The 24,647-nt window shown below is 58.5% G+C and carries 21 protein-coding genes and 1 pseudogene; 12 read left to right on the plus strand and 10 right to left on the minus strand.

The genetic code is table 11. The features are described from left to right. Window positions 1-347: 347 nt before the first annotated feature. From AC1DE4_RS30065 to AC1DE4_RS30075, 3 genes are all read right to left on the minus strand, one after another. Window positions 348-722: a hypothetical protein gene (locus tag AC1DE4_RS30065; protein WP_025661492.1), complete on the minus strand. Its 375-nt coding sequence runs from the start codon at window positions 720-722 to the stop codon at window positions 348-350. Window positions 723-956: 234 nt separating this feature from the next. Continuing rightward, window positions 957-2,375 (minus strand): DUF2252 domain-containing protein, encoded by a 1,419-nt coding sequence (locus AC1DE4_RS30070; protein WP_477884540.1) that lies wholly within the window; start codon window positions 2,373-2,375, stop codon window positions 957-959. Window positions 2,376-2,428: 53 nt separating this feature from the next. Further along, window positions 2,429-4,132: a SulP family inorganic anion transporter gene (locus AC1DE4_RS30075; protein WP_477884542.1), complete on the minus strand. Its 1,704-nt coding sequence runs from the start codon at window positions 4,130-4,132 to the stop codon at window positions 2,429-2,431. A gap of 1,061 nt (window positions 4,133-5,193) precedes the next feature. Between AC1DE4_RS30075 and AC1DE4_RS30080 the strand changes: the two genes are divergently transcribed. The 7 genes from AC1DE4_RS30080 to AC1DE4_RS30110 all read left to right on the plus strand — a co-directional run bounded on the left by AC1DE4_RS30080 (window position 5,194) and on the right by AC1DE4_RS30110 (window position 14,467). Beyond that, window positions 5,194-6,345 carry a patatin-like phospholipase family protein gene (locus tag AC1DE4_RS30080; protein WP_477884544.1) on the plus strand — a complete coding sequence of 384 codons (1,152 nt, stop codon included), beginning with the start codon at window positions 5,194-5,196 and terminating at the stop codon, window positions 6,343-6,345. A gap of 209 nt (window positions 6,346-6,554) precedes the next feature. Then, window positions 6,555-9,278: an MGH1-like glycoside hydrolase domain-containing protein gene (locus AC1DE4_RS30085; protein WP_477884546.1), complete on the plus strand. Its 2,724-nt coding sequence runs from the start codon at window positions 6,555-6,557 to the stop codon at window positions 9,276-9,278. Next, complete coding sequence (locus AC1DE4_RS30090) at window positions 9,275-10,777, plus strand: alpha-amylase family glycosyl hydrolase (protein WP_477884548.1); 1,503 nt, start codon at window positions 9,275-9,277, stop codon at window positions 10,775-10,777. The genes AC1DE4_RS30085 and AC1DE4_RS30090 overlap by 4 nt, the downstream gene beginning before the upstream one ends. Window positions 10,778-11,490: 713 nt before the next feature. Beyond that, entirely contained in the window at window positions 11,491-11,832 is a 342-nt protein-coding gene (locus tag AC1DE4_RS30095) for a DUF3302 domain-containing protein (RefSeq protein ID WP_169682972.1), read from the plus strand. Continuing rightward, a complete protein-coding gene (locus AC1DE4_RS30100; RefSeq protein ID WP_477884551.1) occupies window positions 11,832-12,989 on the plus strand; it encodes an HlyD family secretion protein in 1,158 nt (385 codons plus the stop codon). The genes AC1DE4_RS30095 and AC1DE4_RS30100 overlap by 1 nt, the downstream gene beginning before the upstream one ends. Before the next feature lie 460 nt (window positions 12,990-13,449). Continuing rightward, window positions 13,450-14,244, plus strand: coding sequence for a DUF2092 domain-containing protein (locus tag AC1DE4_RS30105; protein WP_477884555.1), 795 nt, complete (start codon window positions 13,450-13,452; stop codon window positions 14,242-14,244). A gap of 22 nt (window positions 14,245-14,266) precedes the next feature. Beyond that, window positions 14,267-14,467 carry a hypothetical protein gene (locus AC1DE4_RS30110; protein ID WP_246733760.1) on the plus strand — a complete coding sequence of 67 codons (201 nt, stop codon included), beginning with the start codon at window positions 14,267-14,269 and terminating at the stop codon, window positions 14,465-14,467. A 519-nt stretch (window positions 14,468-14,986) separates the two neighbouring features. Here the strand turns inward: AC1DE4_RS30110 and AC1DE4_RS30115 are convergent. The 3 genes from AC1DE4_RS30115 to AC1DE4_RS30125 form a co-directional block, all read right to left on the minus strand. After that, window positions 14,987-15,649: a hypothetical protein gene (locus AC1DE4_RS30115; RefSeq protein ID WP_477884557.1), complete on the minus strand. Its 663-nt coding sequence runs from the start codon at window positions 15,647-15,649 to the stop codon at window positions 14,987-14,989. Window positions 15,650-15,885: 236 nt separating this feature from the next. Further along, on the minus strand, window positions 15,886-16,335 hold the full coding sequence (locus AC1DE4_RS30120) for an EF-hand domain-containing protein (RefSeq protein WP_113164017.1): 450 nt from the start codon (window positions 16,333-16,335) through the stop codon (window positions 15,886-15,888). Between the two features lie 448 nt (window positions 16,336-16,783). Beyond that, complete coding sequence (locus AC1DE4_RS30125; protein ID WP_477884560.1) at window positions 16,784-17,767, minus strand: zinc-dependent alcohol dehydrogenase family protein; 984 nt, start codon at window positions 17,765-17,767, stop codon at window positions 16,784-16,786. 155 nt (window positions 17,768-17,922) lie between these two features. Here AC1DE4_RS30125 and AC1DE4_RS30130 point away from each other — a divergent pair, with 155 nt between their 5' ends. Next, window positions 17,923-18,234: a hypothetical protein gene (locus AC1DE4_RS30130; RefSeq protein WP_113164018.1), complete on the plus strand. Its 312-nt coding sequence runs from the start codon at window positions 17,923-17,925 to the stop codon at window positions 18,232-18,234. Window positions 18,235-18,296: 62 nt separating this feature from the next. Here the strand turns inward: AC1DE4_RS30130 and AC1DE4_RS30135 are convergent, their stop codons facing one another. Continuing rightward, window positions 18,297-18,554, minus strand: coding sequence for a hypothetical protein (locus AC1DE4_RS30135; RefSeq protein ID WP_477884562.1), 258 nt, complete (start codon window positions 18,552-18,554; stop codon window positions 18,297-18,299). Window positions 18,555-18,703: 149 nt separating this feature from the next. Between AC1DE4_RS30135 and AC1DE4_RS30140 the strand changes: the two genes are divergently transcribed. Both AC1DE4_RS30140 and AC1DE4_RS30145 read left to right on the plus strand, forming a co-directional pair. After that, window positions 18,704-19,537 (plus strand): universal stress protein, encoded by an 834-nt coding sequence (locus tag AC1DE4_RS30140; RefSeq protein ID WP_169682986.1) that lies wholly within the window; start codon window positions 18,704-18,706, stop codon window positions 19,535-19,537. 76 nt (window positions 19,538-19,613) lie between these two features. Beyond that, window positions 19,614-20,426: a universal stress protein gene (locus tag AC1DE4_RS30145; protein WP_477884565.1), complete on the plus strand. Its 813-nt coding sequence runs from the start codon at window positions 19,614-19,616 to the stop codon at window positions 20,424-20,426. Here the strand turns inward: AC1DE4_RS30145 and AC1DE4_RS30150 are convergent. Continuing rightward, window positions 20,423-20,749, minus strand: coding sequence for a hypothetical protein (locus tag AC1DE4_RS30150; RefSeq protein WP_477884567.1), 327 nt, complete (start codon window positions 20,747-20,749; stop codon window positions 20,423-20,425). The genes AC1DE4_RS30145 and AC1DE4_RS30150 overlap by 4 nt on opposite strands. A gap of 703 nt (window positions 20,750-21,452) precedes the next feature. Here AC1DE4_RS30150 and AC1DE4_RS30155 point away from each other — a divergent pair. Continuing rightward, window positions 21,453-22,391 (plus strand): ABC transporter ATP-binding protein, encoded by a 939-nt coding sequence (locus AC1DE4_RS30155; RefSeq protein ID WP_477884570.1) that lies wholly within the window; start codon window positions 21,453-21,455, stop codon window positions 22,389-22,391. A gap of 59 nt (window positions 22,392-22,450) precedes the next feature. On the opposite strand, the gene AC1DE4_RS30160 is transcribed toward AC1DE4_RS30155, so the two are convergent. Together AC1DE4_RS30160 and AC1DE4_RS30165 are read right to left on the minus strand one after the other, a co-directional pair. Continuing rightward, complete coding sequence (locus AC1DE4_RS30160) at window positions 22,451-22,834, minus strand: phasin family protein (protein ID WP_113164022.1); 384 nt, start codon at window positions 22,832-22,834, stop codon at window positions 22,451-22,453. 38 nt (window positions 22,835-22,872) lie between these two features. Then, window positions 22,873-23,310 (minus strand): universal stress protein, encoded by a 438-nt coding sequence (locus AC1DE4_RS30165; protein ID WP_169682992.1) that lies wholly within the window; start codon window positions 23,308-23,310, stop codon window positions 22,873-22,875. A 347-nt stretch (window positions 23,311-23,657) separates the two neighbouring features. On the opposite strand from AC1DE4_RS30165, the pseudogene AC1DE4_RS30170 reads away from it, so the two are divergent. Further along, a pseudogene (locus AC1DE4_RS30170) lies at window positions 23,658-24,044 on the plus strand (DUF2254 family protein); the annotation flags it as partial. Window positions 24,045-24,647 lie beyond the last annotated feature (603 nt).

Below are 24,647 nucleotides of genomic sequence, written 5' to 3' on the forward strand. Positions count from 1 at the left end.
TGGCGCGCTAGCGCCTTCGTTCAATCACGCTTCGCCAACCAGGGAAACCTCAAACTGATTTTGCAAGGAAACAGCCCGTTCGGTGGCTGTTTCCGGCAATTAGAAGATCTGCAGATCCTTCGATTCCTATGTCTAATCAGCAGCTTCCGAGTTCTTCACGGCCGACGAGTGAGACGCCGCGTTTTGTGTCAACAACTGTCCCGGGCGACAGCGGGCGGAACAGATTTACAGATCCCACCCTTTTGGGCTTTACGACGGCGGACGCGCCTCAAAACCCAAGAACCCCAAGACGCGTGACGATTGGCCGTGCGTACGCCGCCTTCGGCTTCATAGCCGACGGAAAACAATCATTTCCCGCCGTATTTCTTGGCAACGGCATTGCGGAGCTGCGATATATACTCCGTCATTCTCCGCTCATCGTCCTCAATGCTATTCCCGCGGCAGCCTTCGCCGCCGATCTCACTCTCCGCGTTGTGAGCGGCTTCGTCCAACCGCCTGCCGACCTCAACCATATCGACACCAGGAGCCTTGGCCATTATACGAAGAATGGTGTCCCTATCGTTGGGAACCTCCCGGCCGCAGTTCCTGTAGTCAACGACCTTCATCCCATAGATATTGGTGACTGCAAAGAACAGGTCAGCCACGTCATCGGCCCTTGCCATGAGGGCCAGACCCAACGAGAGCGCGGATGCGATGATAAGGATTTTCAGTTTCTCCGCCACCTTTTGATTCCAAGCTCGAATGAAAATGGGCAGTCTTCGCACGCCCGGTACCTGAGTTCAGTCATACGATCATCTCGCTTGGCGAATGGCAGCTCCGGCTCCGCCAGTCTGCCTGTCACCTGAGCATCGTGACCGTTGCCAATTGCGGGCATATTTCACAATAGGCAAAGGCGAGATCCGCCGGCAGACAGCGTGCAACGAAAAACCAACGTTCGCCTTATCCAATTTGCATGGCTATGCGTCTCTGATAGCTGCAATCCTTCCCTCGCGCACGGCAGCCTTGAGCAAAGCATGATCGCGCTCCGTCTGGTCCGCGTAAGCCAACGCGAAACTTCCCATTGCTGTGTCGAATGCGTCGTTTGAGGAACCGAGGTAACCGCTAATCGTTGCCGATATCTCGCTGGCCTTTGCATGAGCGCGAGCAAGAACCCAGCCACACGCCTGGGCATAGGCGTCCAACATCTCGGCATCGAATGTATCCACCAAAGGCTTGATCTTGGCATCGTGTAACTGTCGCACATAGAACTGTCGCCCGTTTGGCGCGGTGACCCAACCGAGGAATATGTCCGAGGCCGGCTGCATCAGGCGCTGTCCCATCACGACGCGCTGCCCGTGATGGTCATATTTGCTCTTCCCAGCATACGCCTCAAGGACGGAGTTCACCGCTTCCTTGAACTGCAAAAACAAGGGGTGGTTCCCCTCGGACATCATCAACGCGATCCAGCATCTCCGGCCAACGCTACCGACGCCAACCACCTTGATGGCGACATCGACGAGTTGGTAGCGATCGAGCAGCATCCGACGATCCTCATCCAGCGATTGGCGGTAAATGTGCAAAAGCTGTTCGAGGGGTACCTCCGCTTCGGGAGTGCTGGTCGCCCGCTCATGAAAGATCAGTGGCGGTTGGTCCGTAATGCGGATCTGCCCGCCGACGGAAGCCGCGAGGTTTGGAAAATCAGATTCTGAACCACTACGGTTTGCTGCCTTCTCGATCCGCTTCCTGGTGCTCCCTTGCATGGCCGTCGGTAACGATTCGACAAAGTCTGAGGCCCCAGTTTTCGCGTACCAAATTGCAAGCGGGCTCTTTTTGAAGAGTTTGCGCATGTGCTCGCGATATCTGCGCGCGCAATTGACGGCACTATCCCGGCCCCGGTGGTCCGAGATTCCGTTCGATCTGGCTGCAAGAACGACTGATGCGACAAGTCGCTTGACGTCCCACTCCCAAGGGGCTGGCGCCGTTTCATCGAAATCGTTGATGTCAAAGATGATGCTGCGTTCGGGCGTGGCAAACCCACCAAAATTGACAAGATGACAATCGCCGCATGCCTGGACCTTCAGTCCCGTGGCTGGCGTTTGTGCCAGGTCGGCGGCCATGACGCCGGCCGCCCCACGATAGAACGCAAAGGGAGATGGCAGCATACGGCCATACCGGATCGGAATGAGTTTCTTCATTCGACCGTCATCCGACTCGCGCAACAGGTCGATCGGATCTCGCCGTCGCTGGATCTCATTCCATCGCCTCTGCTGCTCGCGCGGGATTTTGTCGCGCAGCGCCTTACCCATCGCAAGCCGGGCGTTCGGCGTCACGAAATTCGCGGAATGCCCAGAGCCAGACGAGACTGAGGTTTTGGTGGCGTCTTCTGCGTGTACCATGTTCAGAAAGCCGACAGTTTCACTGAGGATTGAGAACCAGTCATGATATCAACTCAGGCCTCGGGGGGACTTTGTTGCTGCCAGGCGCGCACGCCATCGGTCGTCCGTTCGAAGAAGTTTGGTGGGCCTACCGCTGTCTCGATACCGGCTTTCCGCATATCGTCGCGGACGGCGTCGCGCACGCGGACAAAGCCCACAGCAATGCCGGCTTTTTGCAGCTCTTTGACTAGACCAAGCAGTTCATCTCCGGCGCTGATGTCGATGAAGTCGACGGAATCACAATCCAGAAGGACGCGCTTCACGTCGAGCCGCGTCGCGAGCGACGCCTTCAGGGCCGTGCTCACGTGGCCTATGCTTGCGAAGAACAGGTCGCCGCCGACCCGCCAGATCAGCAGCCCCGGAAACGTGGCTGCTTCCGGATGGCGCTTGACTTCCCGATAGGCTTCCATGCCCGGCAGCTGACCAAGCTCGGCCCCTTTTGGATGGCTGGTCAGATAGATCAAGGTTATCAACGACAGCACGACACCCAGCGCGATTCCCTGCAGCACCCCCAGCGTCAACTCGCCCACGATGACAATGGCAGTGCTGCCAAACGCCCAGCGGCTTCGAGCCAGCAACTCCAGCAAATAACTTGGCTTGGTCAGATGCAGCATCGCCGCGATGACAATAGCCGCCAGCGCCGGCTGGGGCATGTTTCGAAACAGAGGGGTCAGAAAGATCAGCGTCAAGAAGCTAAAGACGGCCGCAACCACATTGGCGATCTGGCTGCGAGCGCCAGCAGCGGTGGCAACCGAGGTTTTCGATAGGCTGCCGACCACGAGAAAGCCACCGAAAAGTCCGCTCAGAATGTTCGCAGGCCCGTGTGCCACAAGCTCCTGATTAGGATCGATCGTACCACCGCTCTGTAGAGCGGCAGCCTTTGCCGCCCCGAGCGCCTCTGCGTAACCGACCATCACGATTGCAAGCGCGCCCGGCACAAGCTCGCTTAGTGTGGAGATTTCCGGATTGGGCAGAGTTAGGTGGGGCAACCCGGATGGGAGGTGGCCAGCCACATGCACACCAGTCGCCTCTCCGCCAAGCAGTCCGATAATGATTGTCGCAACGGCCATGACGACGAGGGCCGCAGGTATCTTCGGAGCCAGGCGGCGCAACAGCAGCATAGCGCCGAGAGATAGAACACCGGTTATGACCGGCGCCGCAGAAACCTCCGGCAAATGCTGCAAGATGTGCCAAAGCTTGGTGAAGAAGTTGCCCGACGCGCCACTGATCCCGAGCAGATGAGGCACCTGGCCGATGATGGTGACGTAAACCAGCCCTTCGATGAAGCCACGCATCACGGGCGTTGGGATGAAGCTCGCGACCCACCCCATGCGCATGATTCCAAAAGCGAGAAAGAAGAAGCCGATCAGCACGGCAAGCGTAGAAGTCAGCGTGTTGAATTCCGCCGTTCCCTGAGACGCAATGGCGCCAATGGTCACCGCGGAGATCAACCCGGTCGCTGTGTCTGGTCCGACCACAAGCTGCCGCGACGTGCCAAGGAGGGCGTAGGCGATTAACGCCGGCACGATCGTATAGAGGCCCATGATTGGCGGTACACCAACGATGCCCGCATAGGCCATGCCCTCAGGCACCATGACCGCCCAGAGCGCGAGGCCGGCAAGAACATCCGGCAATAACCAGTCGGTTTGATAGCCTGGAGCCCAATCCAGAATAGGCAGATATCTATGAGCTGCAGGTGCCACAGCGGCGTTGGCCATCGTCCACCCTCCCACGTGCGAATTGTCACATGCACACGCAAAGCCGAAGACAAATCACTGCCTTATCTTTCTCCGCCCCACCGGCTACGCCAACACAAGGAAGATGAGCCCCAGGTCTCGACGAGGATGGAGCCGATGACCCGAACTGGCACTCGCTTCGAACTGATCAGACGCCAGTACGGCGGCGTTTCATTGGTACTTCTGGCAGGTATTTCCCGACCAGCGCAAGCAGCGGCGGTTGTGGCGCTTCTCGACTCTGGACTCGCATTTGCCATTGACCATTGTCTGGCCCACGCCGCAACCGGCGACGACAGGCGTGATCATGCTCTCTGATTGAATTGGCGAGCGAGGCATTGCCTGCGTCGTCGAAGCGATTGCGAAGACAAACCCCAGAACAGCAATTAGTCTGATCATTGTTCCCTCCTACTGTTGCGCTTCATTCAAACTTGAGAACGTCGATTCAACTCTGGAATCCGGGCAGCCGATGATCATGCTGCCAAAGAAGCTGTGCACCTACCAGATATCTGGGGCCCAGCATGTTGCGAGAGTTTTCCGAAAAAGCGGAAGCACAGCCGATCTCGCTTCTATAATGCTTGTTTCGGAAGAGCCCTACTCCTCAAATTATGCTCCTAATTTCGGTCGTTGGCGAGCGAAAATCAACTTTAAGGCCATGTTGTATTGCAGGAGGTTGCGTAGAAAACCATGTGAAATATCACGCTTTCATGGAAGTGCAGTTTGCAATTGCTTTTCGCAACGGGTCCGGCAGGACATACCGTTGCGTGACTTCGCATCATAGCTAGCGCAACCAATCCGCTGATACCGGATCAGACTCGCCATTGGCTCCGTTCGGAACTAGAATTGAGGGGCCGCAGCAAAGGTTGCAATGTTCTGCTTGTTGTCGCAGCCTTCTCGACAAGAAGGCAGCCGCCTTTTCTGGCTCTCGATTGCGGCAGCAGGCCTGTGGCAGGCCATCGATCTCGATCCTGTGTGACCAACATAGGAGGTCGCGTTCCCGATCTGGTGCCGCGGTGCTAGTGCCGATGCAATTGCCGGAGGTGACAATGGCTTATTCGATTCGAAAGCGGCTAGTTGCACCACCTGTCGCAGAGACGGAAAGGATACACGTCCTCGGGCTGCCGAACGCCCGATTCTACCCGGATCGGGAAATCGACGCGATCGTGCAAGAGGGCCTGCTTGCCGTGGATCGAGAACTTGTTCTCCTCGGTTCGGATCCTGATGGTGTGCTCCCACCCTCAAACCTTCTCGCTCTCTCCGGCGGTGGAGACAAGGGCGCTTTCGGCGCCGGGCTCATGGTGGGATGGACCGCAAGCGGCCAGCGCCCCGAGTTCAAGCTGGTGACGGGCGTCTCCACTGGAGCCCTGATCGCTCCCTTTGCCTTTCTCGGTCCCTCCCGCGACGAGCAGCTTCGCAGCGTGTTCACCGGCTTCACGCAAGAGAACATCTTCATTCCGCGGTGGCTCACGTCGCTGCTCTACGATGACGCGCTCGCCGATACTACGCCGCTTTTCAGCCTGATCTCAAAATTCGTGAATGCGGAAATGCTGGCCGACATCGCCCGGGAATATTCCAAGGGGCGGCTTCTGTTCATTGGAACCACCAACATCGACCTTCAACGCCCGGTCATCTGGAACATGGGTGCTGTCGCAGCGAGCGGCCACCCTGGGGCGTTGGATCTCGTGCGCCGTATCCTCCTCGCCTCCGCGGCCATACCTGGTGCATTTCCGCCGGTGTTGATCAAGGTCGAGAACGACGGCCACGTTTATAACGAGATGCACGTCGATGGCGGCGCGATTGCGCAGACTTTCCTTTACCCACCAGCGCTTGAACTGGAACGCGAGGCGGCCTGCCGGGGAATAGGGCGCGAGCGAAATGCCTACGTTGTTCGTAACGGCCGCTTCGACCCGGATTGGGGCACTACGCAGCGCTCCTTCCTGAGCATCACGCAACGCACGATCGATGCGATGATCCATTACAGCGGTATCAGCGATGCAATCCGTATCCACGCGGATGCACAAAGGGATGGCGTGCGGTTCCATCTCGCCTACATCGGCGCCGACTTTCAGTTCACGCCGCTTCGGAAATTCGACCAGACGTACATGCAAGCCCTCTTCGACTACGCCTTCCAGAAGGCGCGGCAAGGGTACCCCTGGGTAACGTCGATCTCAGATGCTTATGGGCGACGCGCCGGATAATCGCAAGCTGCACGCGACCAGCGGCGCTGAAGATGCGCGTTCGCGCGAAAAACCAAGAAACGGCAGTCTTCCGCAGACCCGCCGATTGTGGCAAATTGAGTGTCTGCGCGCACGTGTTGTCGAATTGTTGAAACGCTGGCCGCCGAGGGTCTCCTGAGTTATAGGCCAAGAGTTGCTTTCGTGGTGGCTGGAAACCGCGAGGTGAAGCGATGAACGCCGAACAGATTCGCCTGGAGCAAGCTCGTACTCACCGCGCCCCTTGGAAAAAATGGGGCCCGTACCTCAGTGAACGGCAGTGGGGAACCGTTCGGGAGGACTGCAGCGACGACGGCAACGCGTGGGAGTACTTCAGCCACGACCAGGCGCGTTCACGCGCCTACCGGTGGGGCGAAGACGGACTGGCCGGCATCTCCGACGACCAACAGCTCGTCTGCTTTGCACTGGCGCTCTGGAACGGCAAAGACCCGATTCTCAAGGAACGGCTTTTCGGTCTCACCAACGGCCAAGGGAACCACGGCGAGGACGTCAAGGAGTACTACTTCTACCTCGATTCCACCCCGACGCACTCGTACATGAAGTACCTCTACAAGTATCCCCAGGCCGCTTACCCTTATGGGGACCTGATTGAGAAAAACGGGCAACGCGGGCGCCACGACTTCGAATACGAGCTGATCGATACCGGTGTGTTCAACGACGATCGCTACTTCGATGTGTTCGTCGAGTACGGGAAGGCGTCGGCGGAAGATATACTGATCGAGATTACCGTCCACAATCGCGGGCCTGAGGCGGCGGAACTGCACGTGCTGCCAACCCTCTGGTTCCGAAACATCTGGTCGTGGGGAGGCGAAGTTTCGCGACCAGAGCTCCACCAGATTGGCGACCGTGCCAGTGCGGTGTCGATCTCGCATCCCGATCTCGGTGAGCGTTACCTTCATGTGGAAGGGACGAACACGCTGTTGTTCACCGAGAACGACACGAACAACACGCGCCTTTTCCAAGGGACCAATCAGAGCGCATACCTCAAGGACGGCATCAACGAGTACATCGTCCACGGGAACTCAGAGGCAGTGAACGCGGCCAAGCAGGGAACCAAGGCGTCGGTGCACTACCGTATGACGGTTCCGGCGGCAGGATCACACACTGTTCATCTGAGGCTGAACGAAACGCCGCCTGCCATGGGATCGGCTAGCAAGCGAACGCGGGGACCGTTCGGGGCCGATTTCGTAGCGTTGATGAACGAGCGCCGGCGCGAGGCTGACGAGTTCTTTGCGACGGTGATCGCTGACGGGCTCGACGAGGATCAGGCACGCGTAATACGGCAGGCGCTTGCCGGCATGCTCTGGACCAAGCAATTCTTTTACTACGACGTGAACAAGTGGCTAAAGGAGCACGGTTCCGATCCCTTCACGTCGTCACGACGCGCTCCGCGCAACGACCACTGGCACCACATGTACAATGCCGACATCATCTCGATGCCTGACAAATGGGAGTATCCGTGGTACGCCGCGTGGGACCTGGCTTTCCATGTCCTGGCCCTGACAATGGTGGACCCCGACTTCGGCAAACAGCAGCTCGACCTTATGCTGCGTGCACGGTACATGCACCCAAACGGCCAGATTCCCGCCTACGAATGGAACTTCGGCGACGTCAACCCGCCTGTGCACGCCTGGGCCACGATCTTCACGTACCGCCTCGACAAGGCCGCCAAGGGCCAAGGAGATGAGGAGTGGCTGCAAAGCAGCTTCCAGAAGCTGCTCCTGAACTTCACCTGGTGGGTCAACCGCAAGGACCGGTCCGATCGAAATGCATTCGAGGGTGGCTTCCTGGGCCTCGACAACATCGGCGTGTTCGATCGCAGCGCGCCCCTGCCCACTGGCGGTTATTTGGAACAGGCCGACGGCACCGCGTGGATGGTTCTTTTCTGCGAGAACATGTTCGAGATCGCGGTCGAACTGGCTCGGAGCAATCCACAATACGCGGATATGGCACTCAAATTCGTCGAGCACTTCTACTGGATCGCCACGGCCATGACACACGTGGGTGACGCGGGAATGTGGGACGAGGAGGACGGCTTCTTCTACGACGTGCTCCGGCTGCCGGACGGCAGGGCTCAGCGCTTGAAAGTCAGGTCCATGGTCGGCCTGCTGCCCCTGTGCGCTGCGACGATGTTCCAAGGGAAAATGACCGACAAGTACCCGGAGGTCCGAGACCGGATCAATTCGTTTTTCGAAACCCGCGCCGAGATTCGTACGGCCATCCACGACCCGCTCAAGCTGGGTGTCGCCGGCCGCCAACTGGCTTCCATCCTGGATGAGCGCAAACTGCGGCGAGTGCTGGCGGTCATGCTCGACGAGGACGAGTTCCTGAGCCAGCACGGAATCCGCTCGTTGTCTCGATATCATGCCGAGCATCCGTTTACCTTTCGAGTCGGCGACCGGGATTATGGTGTTGGCTATCTTCCAGGCGAATCCGACAGCGGAATGTTCGGTGGCAACTCGAACTGGCGCGGTCCAATTTGGCTGCCGGTCAATGGTTTGATCATCCGGGCACTGCTCCAATACTACGCGTACTTCGGAGACGACTTCAAAGTCGAATGTCCCACCCGGTCGGGACGACATATGACCTTGTATCAAGTGGCAGAAGAGATCACCAACCGCCTTTCTCGCATCTTTCTTCGCGACACTGAAGGACGCCGGCCGTTGTACGGAGGCACCGAAAAGTTTCAGCAGGACCCTTATTGGCGGGATCTGATCCTGTTCTATGAGTATTTCCACGGTGACAACGGTGCGGGACTGGGTGCGAGTCATCAGACGGGATGGACCGGCATCATCGCRCGCATGATGGACCTGTTTGCCACTACATCGCCTCAGCAGGTGCTGGAAACCGGCAGGTTGGCGGCGACGGCAGATGTAGAGCCCGCGGTAAGTGCATGACTCGACGGACAATTCGTGAGGTTCGGCCGATGGAGAAGCCACGCTATCCGTGCCTGTATCAGATCAACACGCGCGTCTGGCTGACAGAACTGTCGCAGACACTCGGACGGACTGCAACGCTCGACGACATACCGGATGCCGAGCTCGATCGACTGGCCGCGACCGGGTTCGACTGGATTTGGCTGCTCAGCGTGTGGCGAACGGGATCAGCCGCCCAGCAGGTATCGCGCTTGAATAGCGAGTGGCGACACGAGTTTCAGGAGACGCTCCCCGACCTTCGAGAGGACGATATCGCCGGCTCGGGTTTCGCGATCTCCGGCTACACCGTGCATCCAAGCCTCGGGGGCGATACAGCGCTGGCGCGTGTGCGACAGCGCCTACGGGATCGCGGTCTGCGGCTGATGCTCGACTTCGTTCCCAACCACACGGCGCCGGATCATCCCTGGGTGGAGGAACACCCGGAATATTATGTGGCAGGAACCGAGTCAGACCTTGAGCAAGCGCCGCAGAATTACACACGTATCCCCCAGAACGACCGGGTGGTGGCGTTTGGACGCGACCCGTACTTCGCGGGCTGGCCCGACACATTGCAGCTCGACTACAGCAATCCAGCAACGCAACAAGCGATGTGCAGTGAACTCCTCAGGATTGCGAGCCAATGCGACGGCGTCCGGTGTGACATGGCGATGCTGGTCCTGCCGGATGTATTCGAGCGCACCTGGGGCCGCCGCGCTCCGCTGTTCTGGCCGGATACGACGCGGCGAGTGCGCGATCGCGTCCCGGGATTTTGCTTCCTGGCGGAGGTGTACTGGGATCTCGAATGGACGATGCAGCAGCAAGGCTTCGATTACGCTTACGACAAGCGGCTATACGATCGCTTGCGCGATGGCCACGCAAGGCCCGTGCGCGAGCACTTTCGCGCCGGCCTTGACTTCCAGGACAAGGTCGCGCGTTTCATGGAGAACCACGACGAGCCGCGCGCGGCCGCTACTTTCACGCCGTCGATGCACCAGGCAGCAGCCGTCGTCACATACCTGTCACCAGGTCTGCGGTTCTTTCATCAAGGTCAATTCGAAGGACGCAGGAAGCGCATTTCGCCGCACCTTGTCCGTGCGCCGAGCGAACCCGTCAATGAAGCCGTAAGGAGATTCTACGAACAGCTGCTCGCGGTGATGTGCAAGACGACCGTTCGCGATGGTGATTGGCACCTGCTCGAGTGCCGGCCGGCGTGGGACGGAAACTGGACGTGGGATGGGTTCCTGGCGTTTGGATGGCAGCATAAAACAGCACGCCTGCTCGTCGTCGTGAACTATGCCAGCAACCAGGGCCAATGTTACGTGCGACTGCCATGCGCCGATCTGGGTGGTGGTACGGTCCGCTTCACCGACCTCACGAGTGGCGCTCGTTACGAGCACGCCGAGAACGACCTTTTGTCGACAGGGCTCTACATCGACTTGCCACCCTGGGGATATCACTTGTTCGAGATGGAGCCAGCCTAACCGACGTTCCGTTAGTGACGGGACGATGTGAGAGATGCCGCGTTGCGCACACGACAGCCGCTGTATACTCTCGAGTACGTCGAAGGCAGCAGTTCGGAGCCCGTCGCGCCTGCGCGGGACGGGTTCCGATCGGGAATAAACCTGGATCCGCCTGTCTGCGTCGACCATCCTGTGCATACGCTCTACTCACATCTGCGCGGCGCCTCAGTAGCTGGCGGAGCCGTCATTCTGTTCGGTTGCGATCCGTTGAGTTGAGCGCCTATGGCAACCTCGATAAGCTGCAGCGCAAGTCCCGATACCGAAAAGCCGGTCGTGTAAACTGAAACGCAGATGCCGAAGACGACAAGCGACAACGTATCCGCTAGCAAAGTCGCGCCAATCACGACGACGACCGGTTCAAATCCGAGAACGCCAAGACGCGCAACAATTGGTAGCGCGAGCAAAGTGTGCGATGACAACAGCGAGCCGATGACTGAACGATCGAGGTACTCGCTGGTCGTTGCGGAACGGTCAGCAACCTCTCCGTGCCGCGGACGAACACCCGCCGCTCCTAATGCAGCTACTTATCATACTACATCAACCGGTCTGGAGGCTACGTTCGAGATCCGTAACACCCTCTGGTGAGGTTGAGCTATAATGCCATTCCGACGGTATCCTTGAGGGCGCCGTCTGGGCCCTCAGGTGTGGCGTCTGAAGCCAAGGAGGGCAAGCTCATGTTTCTCGATTATTTCGCCCTGGGCGTCCTGATCTTCGTGGTGATAACCATTTTCTATGGGATCATCGCCATTCACGACATACCCCATCTCATCGCCAAGTCGCGCAATCACCCGCATCAGGATGCAATCCACATCGCAGGCTGGGTAAGCCTGTTCACACTCCACGCCATCTGGCCGTTCCTCTTTATTTGGGCAACGCTCTATCGTGAGGATCGCGGCTGGGGCATCCGCCAAGATGGGAAGCTCCCATCTCAATTCGAAGCCAGTGCCCAGATCGCCCGTCTCCATGCTCGCATCGCCGAGCTTGAAGGACAAGGGACAGCGAGGGAGATAGTCTGATGGAACTCCTGCTTATGATGATCTACGCAGCGATCTGCATTGTAATCTTCAAGCTGTTCAGAATTCCGGTCAATCAATGGTCCCTCTCCACAGCGGTGCTTGGCGGCATCTTCATCATTTCCGCTCTGATCCTGGGGATGAGTTACAACCACCCGTTCTCAAGCGACGGCCGCATCTATTTCACCTCATCGCCGGTAATCCCGGCGGTCGGAGGGTTGGTGGTTGACGTGCCGGTCCAAGCGAACATGCCGTTGAAGAAGGGCGACGTACTGTTCCAGATTGATCGACGCCCCTACGAGTTCGCGGTCGACCAGAAGAAGGCGCAACTCGCCGAGGCCAAGCAGACGGTGCTGCAATTGAAGGCCGCGCTGGATGCAGCCCAGTCGGGGGTGGAGGGCGCCATCGCCACGCGCGACCGGACACAGCAGAGCTACGATCGCATAGTACAGTCGAACGAGAAGGCCAAGGAGGTGGGGCGTGCCGCTGTCTATTCGGAACTCGAAGTCGACAACCGGCGCGGCCAGTATCTGACGGCCGAGGCTGCTGTAGCCACGGCACAAGCGCAGGCCACGCAAGCGCGCCTTGCCTATGAATCTGAAGTCAACGGCGTAAACCCGACCGTTGCCCGTGTCACTGCCGAATTGAACAATGCTCAGTTCGAGCTCGACCAAACGACCGTTCGGGCGCCGAGCGATGGCTATGTGGCCCAGCTCTTTCTGCGTCCGGGCATGATGGCCAACCCGCTTCCCTTGAGGCCGGTCATGGTCTTCATCAACAGCGAAGACAGGCAACTTGCCGCGGCATTTATCCAGAATTCCCTCCAGCGCGTGCGGACGGATGATGAAGCGGAAGTCGCCTTCAAGGCAGTTCCCGGCAAGATCTTCAAGGCAAAGGTGGGGCAGATCATCGATGTCATGGCGCAGGGTCAACTTCAGCCAACTGGCGCCCTCATCGACCCGCAGTCGCCCGAGCGCCTACAACCCGGCCTGACCTTGGCCCAGATCAACGTCACCGAGGATTTGACCCCGTACCAACTGCCGGGTGGTGTCGTTGCCGAAGTCGCCATCTACACCGAGCACGTGCATCACCTTGCTCTACTTCGTAAGGTCTTGCTGCGGATGAGTAGCTGGATGAACTTCGTGTTCCTCGAGCACTGATGCGGGCGGTCGGCACACCCGCGGGCTGGAAGGGCGATTTTTGCCGGTGTGGATGCGTGAGAGAGAACGAGGTTTTCCGATCTCGTGGGTCGTCTACAATTGCTCCTTCGCTCTCCCATCATGGGAGCAATCGAAGGCAAAGCAAGCCGCCTTGCCCTATTTGGTGGCGGCTTCCTTGCGCCGCTAGGTTGCTGTATATTAGGGAGAGCACCTGTGACATTGCGCGCACAACCAATCAATAGGCAAAGCCGGAGGTCTGCCGAACTTGGCCGCGCCGCTTGCGACAATCGCAATTCTTATGCAAGCCGTCATTTTGATGGGTTAAGGTTGAGCCGAGAGTCGCAACCGGACTGTCCAAGCGAGAGCGGACCCAAGTGAGCGCTGTAGAGGCTATTCCATCCCGCGCCGTTGCTTAAACCACGCGGAGTGTATTCTTACTGTGTCAGCGGAGGAAACACCCATGCGATATCGATCGGAATCCCCGTTTCAAAATGCCAGACTGCTTACCGCTGCCTTGGCGCTAGCGGCGCTGGCCGGCGCGACGGCCGCCCATGCCGATGATAAGCAGGCGAAGGACCTGCTGAAGGCAATGTCGGACTATATGGCGGCGCAAGAGGCAATCTCGTTCGAGTATGACACGAGCCTGGAAGTCGTTACCAAGAAGCACCAAAAGCTGGCACTTGCTAGCTCCGGCGCCGTGACGCTCAAAAGGCCCGACAAGATACGCGTTACGCGTCAGGGCGGCTTCGCCAATGTCGAAATGGTATTTGACGGAAAAACGCTGTCGGTGCTCGGCAAGGACGCCAACCTCTTTGCTCAGACCGAAGTGCCGGGAACAATTGATCACCTCATCGACGCATTGCGGGACAAATTTCACAGGCCGTTGCCGGCCGGGGACATCTTGATGTCTCATCCCTACGACGAGCTCATGCCCCATGTCGTCGATGTGAAGGATCTCGGGAGCGGCGTCATTCGGGGTGAGGAATGCGACCACCTCGCCTTTCGCACCGATGATGGGGTGGATTGGCAAATCTGGATCGCCCAGGGTCAGAGCCCGTATCCTTGCCGTTATGTCGTCACCAGCACGAAAGTGGCGGGGTTTCCGCAATACACGATCGACATAAGGTCCTGGAAGGCGGGAGCGGACGGGGCAGCAGGAGACTTCAGCTTCAAAGTTCCCGATGGGGCCAAGGAGCGGAAGCTGAGCGACCTTCCCGACACCGACGAACTGCCAGAAATATTCTCCGTAAAATGATCAAACTCGAAGGAGGAACGACATGCTCAGGCGAATCGCAATCATATTGCTGGCCTTGGCCGCCGGCGCTTCATGCATCGAAATTGGCGGCGGCCTACCGGTCGAATTCAACTTCGTGTCAAACGCCGAGGCCAGGGTCGGGCGCCCGCTGACACCTGTCAGCGTCGCCGGCGTTGCTCGCAGGAGCGCGCGCCGATGCGCGGCTGGGGTCTATAATTGTTAGCTAAGGTGGCGGCCGAAAGCGAACAGCATCCATCTCCTCCTCTTCGGGGAGCAACCTTCCTTCCTGAGGACGACGCGCTATCAGCCATGCGGAAGACCTTGCATCCAGGCATTTGCTGAAGCTTTGGGTTGGCTTGGGAAGGGCGGATGTGGATGGTAGATTATCGGCACCCCCGTGGCAGCGGCATGCCTTGATGTCTCCTACATTGAGCCTTGATTTCATTGCAGGACATTAGGGGCGCTTGAAACACAGTCGGGCCATGTGGCGGCGACGCACTTTCCGGTGAAGGTAAATGGCTATCAATGCCTGCGAATGCAGAGGTGGCTCCCGGCAAGGCTCGCTATAGCTGTACCAATTGCGGAACAACAGTATCGGATGTTGAACACTAGAACTTCCGACGTTCGGCAGAACACCAATGGATCCAAAATCGGCCCGCTAGGTCGGAAAAGTCGTTTCTCGATCTCGCGAAATGGGACGGCGACGGCAAGTTCGTCAGGAAGGCGTGCGTTGGTGAACCCCTCAAACTGCCTGCATGTAATCCGCCACACTGTAGCAATGGCTCGCCTGATAGGCGTTCCGCCCCCGGTTCATGTGCGTCAGGTTGAACGTGCGAATGGCGCTCAGTACGCGGCGGCTTCTGAGGAATTTGCGGATCGAGACAGAGCCGCGCACATTGATGCCGAAAATATCCGCACCACGCGGGAAGAAGTAACTGACGTGCTCTGGCATCGCGACACTTTGCTCAAGAAAGTGTTCATCCACCCGGCTCGGCGTTGCTGAACCATCTGTAGTGAAATCCGACAGATGGACGATGAATCGGGCGCGGATATCGTCACCGTGGGCATAAAGCGTGAAGAGCTCCATCCAGCTCGCATTGACGCGTACGAGCGGCTTGTCCGAGGTGGATGGCAGACAGGAAACCGACCAGTAGTAGCGCTCGGTCTTGCGCATGATTGGAATGCAGTTTGGACCGTATAGCCCGAGAATCTCCAGCAGTTCCCTCGCTTGCGGGCGACTGAGGAGCTTCTCAAATCGAGCGACATATTTGAAGCGCTGTTCAAGGGACTCCGGGCGCTCGCCCGCGTCCAACAAGTCGATCTTCCCCGCAATCCAATCGCGCTGCTGCTGAAGATCGAGGAATTGCCCCACACCGGTTGTTCTCGGGCGTGAAGTCGCGCCCATGTCAGACGTCCTGCGAATTTCGTATGCTTGTCATCGTCCAGCTCCTGTCCCCGCTAGAATGTCAGCGTGTCTAAGCATCAATGCGCCTTCGAATGATACCTCGCCAATGGGAAATCTGGAAAGTCTGGGCAACCAGGATCAGAAAGTTACATGACCGTTCGTCGTCTTGGCAACGGATCGCGGTCGCGCCAGCCGGATGGCGCGATCGTCGATCATCCCGGTCATCGTTCCGAAGCCTATTGCTGCCAGAACGTCTGCATCTCTTCGGGCGTGACCTTGCCGTCCTTGTTGGCGTCCACGCTGTCGAAGACTCGCCTGTGGATCGTCATCACCTCCTCGAAGGACAGCGCGCCATCCGCGTTCGTGTCGGCGATCGCAAACATAATCTTCATCATGGGTCCTCGGATACCCATCATAGGCATGCCGCCCACCATGCCGGACTGCATCATGTTCCCGGCCATCATACCACCAGCCATCATGCCTGGTCCGCCTGGCATAGCGCCCTGGCCCTGTCCCATCATGCCACCCCCCATCATGTGCGGCATTCCAGACTGTGGGGTGGCCTGCGCCAAATTCACAGGATGATGGAGATCGGCTCCGCTCGTCTGGCCGAAGACGGCGCCGGCTCCGCCTATAGCAATCAGCGCGGCCAGCAGGACCGCATTTGCAGTTCGTATGGTTCTCATGTCGTTTCTCCTTTTGCTGGTCTGTATCCGCGGCTTCTTACTGAACGAATTCTATTGTGGTTCCCGACGACCGCGCCGGCGGACAACTAGGCGATCGACGCGCGCCGCAGCCGATGACGCTAACCGAGGATCGGCAAGAGCAGCAGCCCGAAGATTGGATAGAGCACGCCTGCCGCTCCGGGCACACCCGCCGCGTTGTAGTATGCGAGCGAAGAACAGGTTCTGGCGGATGTTGCTCATCATCGCCTGGCTGAGCTTTCGCGCCCTCGCAATGCCCTGCAGTTCGCCCTCCACCGGGCTGCATATGCAGCCACTTTGACATGCGAACAATGAACCTGCCGGCTGCGTGCTTCTTTGATATGAATCAAGAGTGCGGAAACATCACCCTTCCGCTTCGGAACCCGGCATCAACCAAGCAAATGCCGCGGTGCATCGTCGAGCGGCTGGGTCACGGCACGAGCACCGCTGCCCCATTGATCCGCCCTGCCCGCAAGTCGGCCAGCGCGTCATTGGCACGCTCCAGTGGATAGGAGGTGGTGACTGTTCGGATGCTCGCCTGTCCCATGAGCCCGAAGAATTCTCGAGCATCGTCGCGTGTGAGATTGGCTACCGATACGATGCGACGCTCTCCCCACAGGAGCCGATAGGGCATGRCCGGAATGTCGCTCATGTGGATGCCCCCGCAAACGACGGTGCCGCCTTTGCGGACCGCCGCCAGAGCTTTGGGAACCAACTCTCCTGCTGGCGCAAATATGATAGCCGCGTCCAGTTGCACAGGTGGCATCTCGTCCGAGAAGCCCGCCCAGCTGGCGCCCAGCTCGAGCGCGAAGCGCCTTCCCGCCTCATCCCCCGGACGAACAAAAGCGTAGACCTCCTGCTTTCGCCACTGGCACACTTGCGCGAGAATGTGCGCCGCTGCACCGAAGCCAAAGAGGCCGATCGCCTTGCCTTGTCCAGCCATTTTCAATGATCGCCATCCGATCAGACCCGCGCAAAGGAGAGGCGCGGTTGCGACAGGGTCTAGACCCTCTGGTAAAGTGAACGCATAGTTCGCGTCGGCCACGACATGCGTCGCAAATCCGCCGTCGAGCGTATAGCCGGTAAAGCCGGGTGCGTCGCAAAGGTTTTCGGTTCCAGAGAGACAGAATGAGCAACATCCGCACGTGTGTCCGAGCCATGGCACGCCCACCCTCCATCCCTCAAGGTTTTTCGAGACACCGGGGCCAACGGCGACCACGCGACCAACGATCTCGTGTCCAAGCACCAAAGGTAGCTTCGGATTTGGAAGATCGCCATCGAAGACGTGAAGGTCCGTGCGGCAAACCCCGCAGGCTTCCACCGCTATCACAGCCTGACCCGCGGAAGGACACGGATCCGGCGTCTCCAYAAGACGCAGCGGAACGCCGACTCTTTCCAGGACCATCGCCCTCATCTCTTTCTCCTTGTCGACACCCGATGGATCATTTCGATCAATCCGAAAGCCAAAGCTTGCCGCCTTGACCTGGATCAACAACCCTGACCCCGTCTCCGGATAAGCTTAAGTCGGTTCCCACGTCGTGGTGGCCGCAGCAACAGGAGGATAGCAGGATGAACCAGATGGTGACCGCCGCCAAGGACAAGGACGCATCAGCTTTCGCCGCGTGCGCATCCGCCCCTCCTGCCAGAAAGAACGAAGGCGACATCCTGCTCGAGCGGGCGGACGACGACCATTGGGTCGTCACGATGATCTCACCGCGGGCTCTCGACTGGGCGACAAGGGAGCTCTGCTGTCCTCTTCGTTCCTGCTTCTCCGGAAGCATGCTGCTAGACATGATGAGCGCCGACCGTCTGTTGAAGCAAGCTCGCACCCAGGGATTCAGGACGGAGTTCGTCGGGCTTGGCGGAATGGACGTCTTTTAGCGCCCGACCGGCGCACGCCCACCAAATCGAGAGTCGACCGGGGTTAACCCGCGGCTTGCCGGCTATCCCGTACCCGCCTCGGGATGCGCATCGTAGAATCCGAGAAACCAATATACGTCCTGCTCGAGGTCGGCACATAGCTGACCGTACTCGCCGAGCAGCTTTTTATCTCCCGACGTCCGCAACCATTCGAGATAAAGAACCACCTCGCTGTAGGATTCGCATAGGTCCTTTACACGATGCCGCTTGCCGCGAAAGGCCCGACACCGCATCTGCAGAAGCAGCCAGCCGTGAGCGAAAGGACCGAATGTTTGTCGCATTGCAGGCTGCCGGTACTGCGTTTCGATTGGACGTTTGAACGCAGAAGTCGTCCAGCGGTTCCCTGAGCTCAGCAATCGATTTTGACGAGCATCAAAGAAGCCTTCCAGGAAAGCGATATGATTGCAGCTATCAAGAAGGAGGCAGTGCAATGAGTATCAAAACCGTCATGTGCGTCTTCGACGTCGACCGCTGGGACCAGGACCTCAAGTCGGCAATGGAATTTTGCGAAACACAGGGCGCCCATATGACCGCCCTTGTGATCTGCATGGGGGCCGTTCCGGCGATCGCCACCTACGAAGCAATCTCAACAGCGTGGCTCGAAGGCCAACAGCAGGAAATAGACCGGCTCGCCGCGGAAACGAAAGCGGTACAGGAGATCCTGGAAAGGACGGAGCTGTCCTTCGACGTCCAGGAGGTCTACACAGAGTTTGCGTGGGCGGAAGGAGACATCGCTCAGCATGCGCTGTACGCCGATCTCGTTCTCGTGGGAGCCCAAGCTGCCGGCAACGAGGATCTTCAGAGACGTATCGTCGACGGTGCCCTGTTCGAGTCTCCGACGCCGATCCTGATCAACCCACGTACGCAGGCTGTCAGCTCGTTTCCAAAGTCGATCCTGCTCGCTTGGGATTCGAGCGACGAGGCAGCGCGTGCCACCCGCCAGTCGCTGGAATTCCTGAAGGGCTGTGGTGCCGTTCACATCACGATCGTAGACCCGGTCGCGAGAAGCTGGGAGAATGGCGAAGAGCCCGGATCCGACATCGCCATGTTCCTCACCCGTCACGGCGTGAAGGTCGAGGTCGATCGGGTTGCCAGCGGTGGACGCCGCGTGGACGAAACCTTGCGCCAACATGCCACGGACGTGGCAGCCGACATGGTGGTCATGGGTGCCTACAATCACCCGCGGATACAGCAACGCCTGTTTGGAGGCGTCACCCGTTCGATGCTGAAGGACAGCCGGGTTCCGCTTTTCCTGTCGCGGTAGTGGAAACGTCTAGCGGCCCTGCCGGTCGGCCCGGACGCTAGAAGCAATGGACCATGTAATGTCTTGGGAGGACGCCATGAAGCCACAGTTTCATCTGCCATTGACCACGCGTCCGGAAGCGAGTTCGTTTGCGATCATCGAGAACGCTATTCAGTTTTCGTTGCATCAGGGTGCCGATCTTGTCGCCAGCCTTGCTGCCGCGCGGCGCCATGGCCACGAAGCCGCCGAAGCATATCCAGACGATGACGAGTTCCAGGCAGACCGCTTTGATAGGGATGTCGCAGCTCAGCTCGTCAGGCATTTGCGGGAGGGGGCCGAACGGGTTGGCCTCGACGTGAGGCTTGTTCCCGCTGAGGCCGAGGCGATGTCGGCGACAATCCGGCTGGCCGAACTTGCTCGCGCCTACGACGTTACGATCCTGGAAAACACCGAGCTGGCGAGGCCGATTGTAGAAAGCCTCGTCTTTGACAGCGGTCGCCCGCTGCTTCTCCTGCCGTCGGCCGATTTCTATGGCCGCATCGACAATATTGCGATCGCATGGGATGGGAGTGCAACGGCGGCCCGCGCCGTCGCCAACGCGTTCCCTATGATCCAATCGGCGACGAAAGCGACAGTAATATGTGTGGGCGCCGCGGCTCGGCGGAGTGAGGGTTTTCTTGATCGCTATACCGAAGCACTGAAGCATTCAGGGCTCGAAGTCGCGTTAGCTGCCGTGCACAGCGACGCAGAAGACGTCACCACCATCATCCAGGACAACGCCATAGAGGGCCATGCCGACCTTCTTATCGCTGGTGCCTATGGGCACACCAAGCTGCGCGAGGCCCTGGTCGGCGGTGTGACGCGCACCTTACTCGACAATCTCCGCATTCCGGCCCTGCTATCCCACTAAGCTAGCGCACGAAGGGCGTTCACGACGACCGCGACATCGATCGCCTCCCGGATCAGAGCGCCCTGGACCGGCGGGAGAAGTCCGACTCCGGCGAATGCCATCGCGACCGCAGACAGACCAATACCAACTGCCACGCTTTGGAGTGCAATTCGCCACGACCGACGGGCGACCTCCAACGCGGCCACTATGCCGCTCAACCCGCTCTTGAGCAGCACGAGGTCCGCAGCCTCAGCCGCGGCGGCCAGCTTGCCGCGGGCGACCGATAGTCCGACGTCCGCTGCGGCCAGTGCCGGAGCGTCATTGACGCCGTCGCCCACCATCATCACGTTGCCCAGCGTCTTCGTCCTTAAAAGGATTTCTACCTTGTCTGCCGCACTGAGATCTGCCTAGACGGTGTCCATTCCAAGACGGTCAGCGATTACCTTAGCGACCTCGAGCCGATCGCCGCTTGCGAGCGAAATATGCTCTATGCCGAGCATGCGGAGATCTTCGATTGCCCGAACGGCATCCCCTCTTAGTGTTCAAGGCGTGGACGAACCCTGCCCTGTTCCAAACGGGATGGTTCGTGGAGCCGCTGCTGACGCAGACTCTGGTCATACATATCATACGGACTTCCCGCATTCCGTTCGTCGAAAGCTCCGCCAACCCGGCCCTGGTGACAACGAGCCTCCTCATCGCGAGCGTCCGCGTTTTCCTGCCCTTTACTGGCGTCGGAAGCGCGCTGGGCTTCGTGTCCCTGCCTCTTCTGTACCGGCCAATGCTGGCGGCAATCCTCTTTCTCTATGCAATCCTCGCACACTGGCGAAGGACTGGTTTGTCCGAAGATGGGGCTTGTAGGAATAGGTGCTCGATCTCCGCGTGCCCTACCGACCGCCAGCGAAATTGCGGTGAGTCAATGAAGCGAGGGCCCGGATCTGGCTGAATGTCCTCTCAGGAGGACGCTCGATTGGATTTGAGGGGAGACGACACGAGGCGCCCGCACAGGCAGACACGGAGGCGAATATGCTATCTCGCAAGGAAGACGCCATGCCGCGGAGGCTTTCCGGGTTCATCTCGATGATGGGACGGGGCCATCAGGCAATGTTGGTTTTGCTGTCGGTTCTCTTGTTCGCCGTGGGAATTCTGCCGCTCGAGGTTCAACGACGCATCGTAAACGGCGCGACACAGGGAGCGACTCTGAACACGATCCTCGTACTCGTGCTCGCCTACCTGGCGCTCGTCCTGAGCGAAGGTGGGATCAAGCTTGTTTTGAACGTCTACCGCGGCTGGATCGGAGAAGTTTCCATTCGTTGGCTTCGCATGGCGGTCATCGATACGAGAGAACGCCATCCCGATGATCTTACCACCTTGGCCGAAGGCGTCGAAATGTCGATCGTGCTCGCGGAGGCGGAACCTGTGGGTGGGTTTGTCGGCACCAGCATCTCGGAGCCAATCCTACAGGCGGGCATCCTTTTGGCAGTCGGTAGCTACATGATCTACCTTCAGCCGCTCCTTGCTCTAGCCGTCATCGCCGTATTCGTCCCGCAGTCCGTCCTGGTTCCTGTTCTCCAAGGGCTAATCAATCAGCGGGTCAAGACGAAGATCACCGTCATGCGACACCTCAGTGAGGAGATGGTCGACCATACTTCGCCGAACTCGCCGAAGCACCAGGCAGCCCGCGTCCAACGACTATTTTCGACCAACATGAGCATCTACAAGCTCAAGTACGCGCTCAACTTCCTGATGAACCTGATGTTTCAGCTCGGTTTTGCCGGAATATTCGCGCTTGGGGGCTATTATGTCATAACGGGCAAGATCGAGATTGGGACTGTCGTCGCCTTCATTGCGGGCCTCAACAAAGTGTCGGACCCCTGGGGAGCGCTCGTCGACTGGTATCGCGACTTGAAGGTAACCCAGGTGAAATACGAGCTTATCCGTGACGCGAGCACGGCAAATGCCAGTCAGGCAAGCATGCAGGCGAATTAGGTCTGCGATATCGTCGCATGGGCCTCCTGACATTGTCGCCAGGAAGGAGGAAAGGAAGGCTAGGCGACAGTTCGAGCGGCCATGTCTTCCAATCCCGAAGCGGCTTCCTCCTCTATGCGATGTGCTGCCTCCGAGGCCAGCTTCGAACCAATCATGAGCATATTGCTGATTTCGCTAGCGTAATCGGTTTTAGCAACTCGAACGAAATCGCCGATGACATCGAGCGCGTCGTTTCTTCCTGCACTGCCAACAAGATCACCAACGAGCCTCACATGCTGCTGGTAACGGCGCATCAGAAAACTAAAGGACTCGATCTGGAGGCGCGAGGCAGTGCTCAAGGCCTGGATCTGAAAGCCTACACCTGCTTCCAGAAACTTCTCCGCCGCTGCAACAGCCGGGAGATTCGAGGGAATGGGATAGATCTTGTCGGTGTTTTGGATCATTTCGGTTCTCCCGTTAGCGGATAAAATCCCCGATCCCTTCATCGATATACAAGCACGGGGATACGCGAATGACTGAGGACTTTGTTCGTAACGCTGCCAAGGATCAACGCAGCGACACCTCCGCGGCCATGCGATGCCATTGCGATCAGATCGCATCCATGAAGATCGGCTGTCTCGATGATGGCTTGGTGCACCTCATCGCTCCGGAGCTTGACAGTATAGCAGGTAACTCCCTGATGACGAGCGCGCAACTCGACCTCGTCTAGGAATTGAACGGCTTGTTCATCCGACAACCGATCGTAGTCTTCCCGGCTGGCCGCCAGCTTATCGCTGTCCGTTGTGAAGATGCGAAATGGTTCGATGACGCAGACGAATACGACCGATGCGTTCGCGTCTCTGGCAAACGCCACCGCGTTCTCCGCGGCCGTGACCGCAAGTCTGGATCCATCCGTTGGAACGAGAATCTTTGCAAACATGACACACTTCCTCCTCGCATAAATACTACGGCCGGTCGCTCGCCCGTCTTTGATCCGTGTCAATATTCGGCGAGGAAACTGCGGTCGTCACCTATCGCCAATTGCTCGCAAGGCGGCCCTACCTTGACCAAGATCAAGGAATTCATGGAGCGGATATGCAAAGAGGCCGTGAGGAATCAGCTAGGCGGAATCGCGATGAAACGCGAGAGGGTCATACGGATCGGACATCTGGTCACAGCTCTGGCGATCGGGAGGATCGGTCGCATTCTGGCTGGCCTCGCGCGACATCGCACATATCCCTTACAGCGATGTGATGCGGATGGTCGCCGAAGGCAACGACAGCCGTCCTTGCGATCGACCAGCTTCAACGTCTCTTATGCTTCGTCAGTGGAAGGCACCTGCTCGGCGATGAGATGAGGAGCAAGTCCGGCAAGTTGCGGCTGATCTGCAGAACGACGAACTGGGAGGATTTCGTGCAGTTAACCTTCAGCGAGATCGGCCTCTACGGCGCTGAAAACTTTCAGATCGCCCGTCGATTGCGCGCGGTGATCGAATTTGCATCACAGGTTCTGCCTGACGATCGTCGCCCAGCCCTCCTCAGCGAACTGGATCTGCGCGACCGAATGCTCGAGAGGATCTATGTTTTTCCGGAGGATTTGAACCTGGCTCAGACGCCCGACTCGCAGGGGCTGGGCGGCTCGGAGAGACGGTCGAGACAGGCTAATTCGGATTGAGCTTCAGACGTGGATCCGAAGCCAGTCGATTCAGCAACTTTGCAAACGCAAGACCCAGCCAGCATCATACGGGTGCCGTTTCTGGAACGCTGTCCTCAAAGGCGCGATCTCCGAGCCGCAATGATGATCACGGTTTTCCGGAAGGACGAAACGGGGCAGTTCGTCGCCTCATTTGGACTGCCCGTAATGGGATGGTTGGCCACCAGCTGCATGGCGGCCGTGGGCATCACGATGTTCAGCCTGAACTAGAATGCGATCATGGAAACGTGTTAACGGACATCATACTCAGGAAAATCGTCCACGTCGCAGATGCCGTCACATGACTGCAGTCGCAAGGAGAAATAATCTTCGGCGATTTCTTGGCCACACCTCGACAGAGCGCTTAGCGTCGTTAGTTCAGGCGCTCAATCCCGGAGGTCAAAACTCGATCAGGGATCGGCAGCTCCTTTGTTCGTCTCTTTTTGTCGGTTCCCGCGAAAGTCAGGCGAGAGGCAGCGTTACCTGGATCTGTACGCCTTCATGCTTGAGCGGCCTCGGGGAAACGACTTTCAAACTCATGCCTGTGCGGTCGGCGATTGCCTTTACGATGGAGAATCCCAAGCC

Source organism: Rhizobium sp. 10N414 (assembly GCF_056394785.1).

Bases quoted from the DNA above. Each gene is read 5' to 3' on its own strand.
- AC1DE4_RS30075 (WP_477884542.1), bottom strand. From the start codon at position 4,132: ATGGCCAACGCCGCTGTGGCACCTGCAGCTCATAGATATCTGCCTATT.
- AC1DE4_RS30115 (WP_477884557.1), bottom strand. From the start codon at position 15,649: ATGGGCGCGACTTCACGCCCGAGAACAACCGGTGTGGGGCAATTCCTC.
- AC1DE4_RS30090 (WP_477884548.1), top strand. From the start codon at position 9,275: ATGACTCGACGGACAATTCGTGAGGTTCGGCCGATGGAGAAGCCACGC.
- AC1DE4_RS30080 (WP_477884544.1), top strand. From the start codon at position 5,194: ATGGCTTATTCGATTCGAAAGCGGCTAGTTGCACCACCTGTCGCAGAG.
- AC1DE4_RS30070 (WP_477884540.1), bottom strand. From the start codon at position 2,375: ATGGTACACGCAGAAGACGCCACCAAAACCTCAGTCTCGTCTGGCTCT.
- AC1DE4_RS30095 (WP_169682972.1), top strand. From the start codon at position 11,491: ATGTTTCTCGATTATTTCGCCCTGGGCGTCCTGATCTTCGTGGTGATA.
- AC1DE4_RS30100 (WP_477884551.1), top strand. From the start codon at position 11,832: ATGGAACTCCTGCTTATGATGATCTACGCAGCGATCTGCATTGTAATC.
- AC1DE4_RS30165 (WP_169682992.1), bottom strand. From the start codon at position 23,310: ATGTTTGCAAAGATTCTCGTTCCAACGGATGGATCCAGACTTGCGGTC.
- AC1DE4_RS30120 (WP_113164017.1), bottom strand. From the start codon at position 16,335: ATGAGAACCATACGAACTGCAAATGCGGTCCTGCTGGCCGCGCTGATT.
- AC1DE4_RS30150 (WP_477884567.1), bottom strand. From the start codon at position 20,749: ATGATGGTGGGCGACGGCGTCAATGACGCTCCGGCACTGGCCGCAGCG.
- AC1DE4_RS30135 (WP_477884562.1), bottom strand. From the start codon at position 18,554: ATGCGACAAACATTCGGTCCTTTCGCTCACGGCTGGCTGCTTCTGCAG.
- AC1DE4_RS30145 (WP_477884565.1), top strand. From the start codon at position 19,614: ATGAAGCCACAGTTTCATCTGCCATTGACCACGCGTCCGGAAGCGAGT.
- AC1DE4_RS30105 (WP_477884555.1), top strand. From the start codon at position 13,450: ATGCGATATCGATCGGAATCCCCGTTTCAAAATGCCAGACTGCTTACC.
- AC1DE4_RS30155 (WP_477884570.1), top strand. From the start codon at position 21,453: ATGCCGCGGAGGCTTTCCGGGTTCATCTCGATGATGGGACGGGGCCAT.
- AC1DE4_RS30140 (WP_169682986.1), top strand. From the start codon at position 18,704: ATGAGTATCAAAACCGTCATGTGCGTCTTCGACGTCGACCGCTGGGAC.
- AC1DE4_RS30160 (WP_113164022.1), bottom strand. From the start codon at position 22,834: ATGATCCAAAACACCGACAAGATCTATCCCATTCCCTCGAATCTCCCG.
- AC1DE4_RS30130 (WP_113164018.1), top strand. From the start codon at position 17,923: ATGAACCAGATGGTGACCGCCGCCAAGGACAAGGACGCATCAGCTTTC.
- AC1DE4_RS30110 (WP_246733760.1), top strand. From the start codon at position 14,267: ATGCTCAGGCGAATCGCAATCATATTGCTGGCCTTGGCCGCCGGCGCT.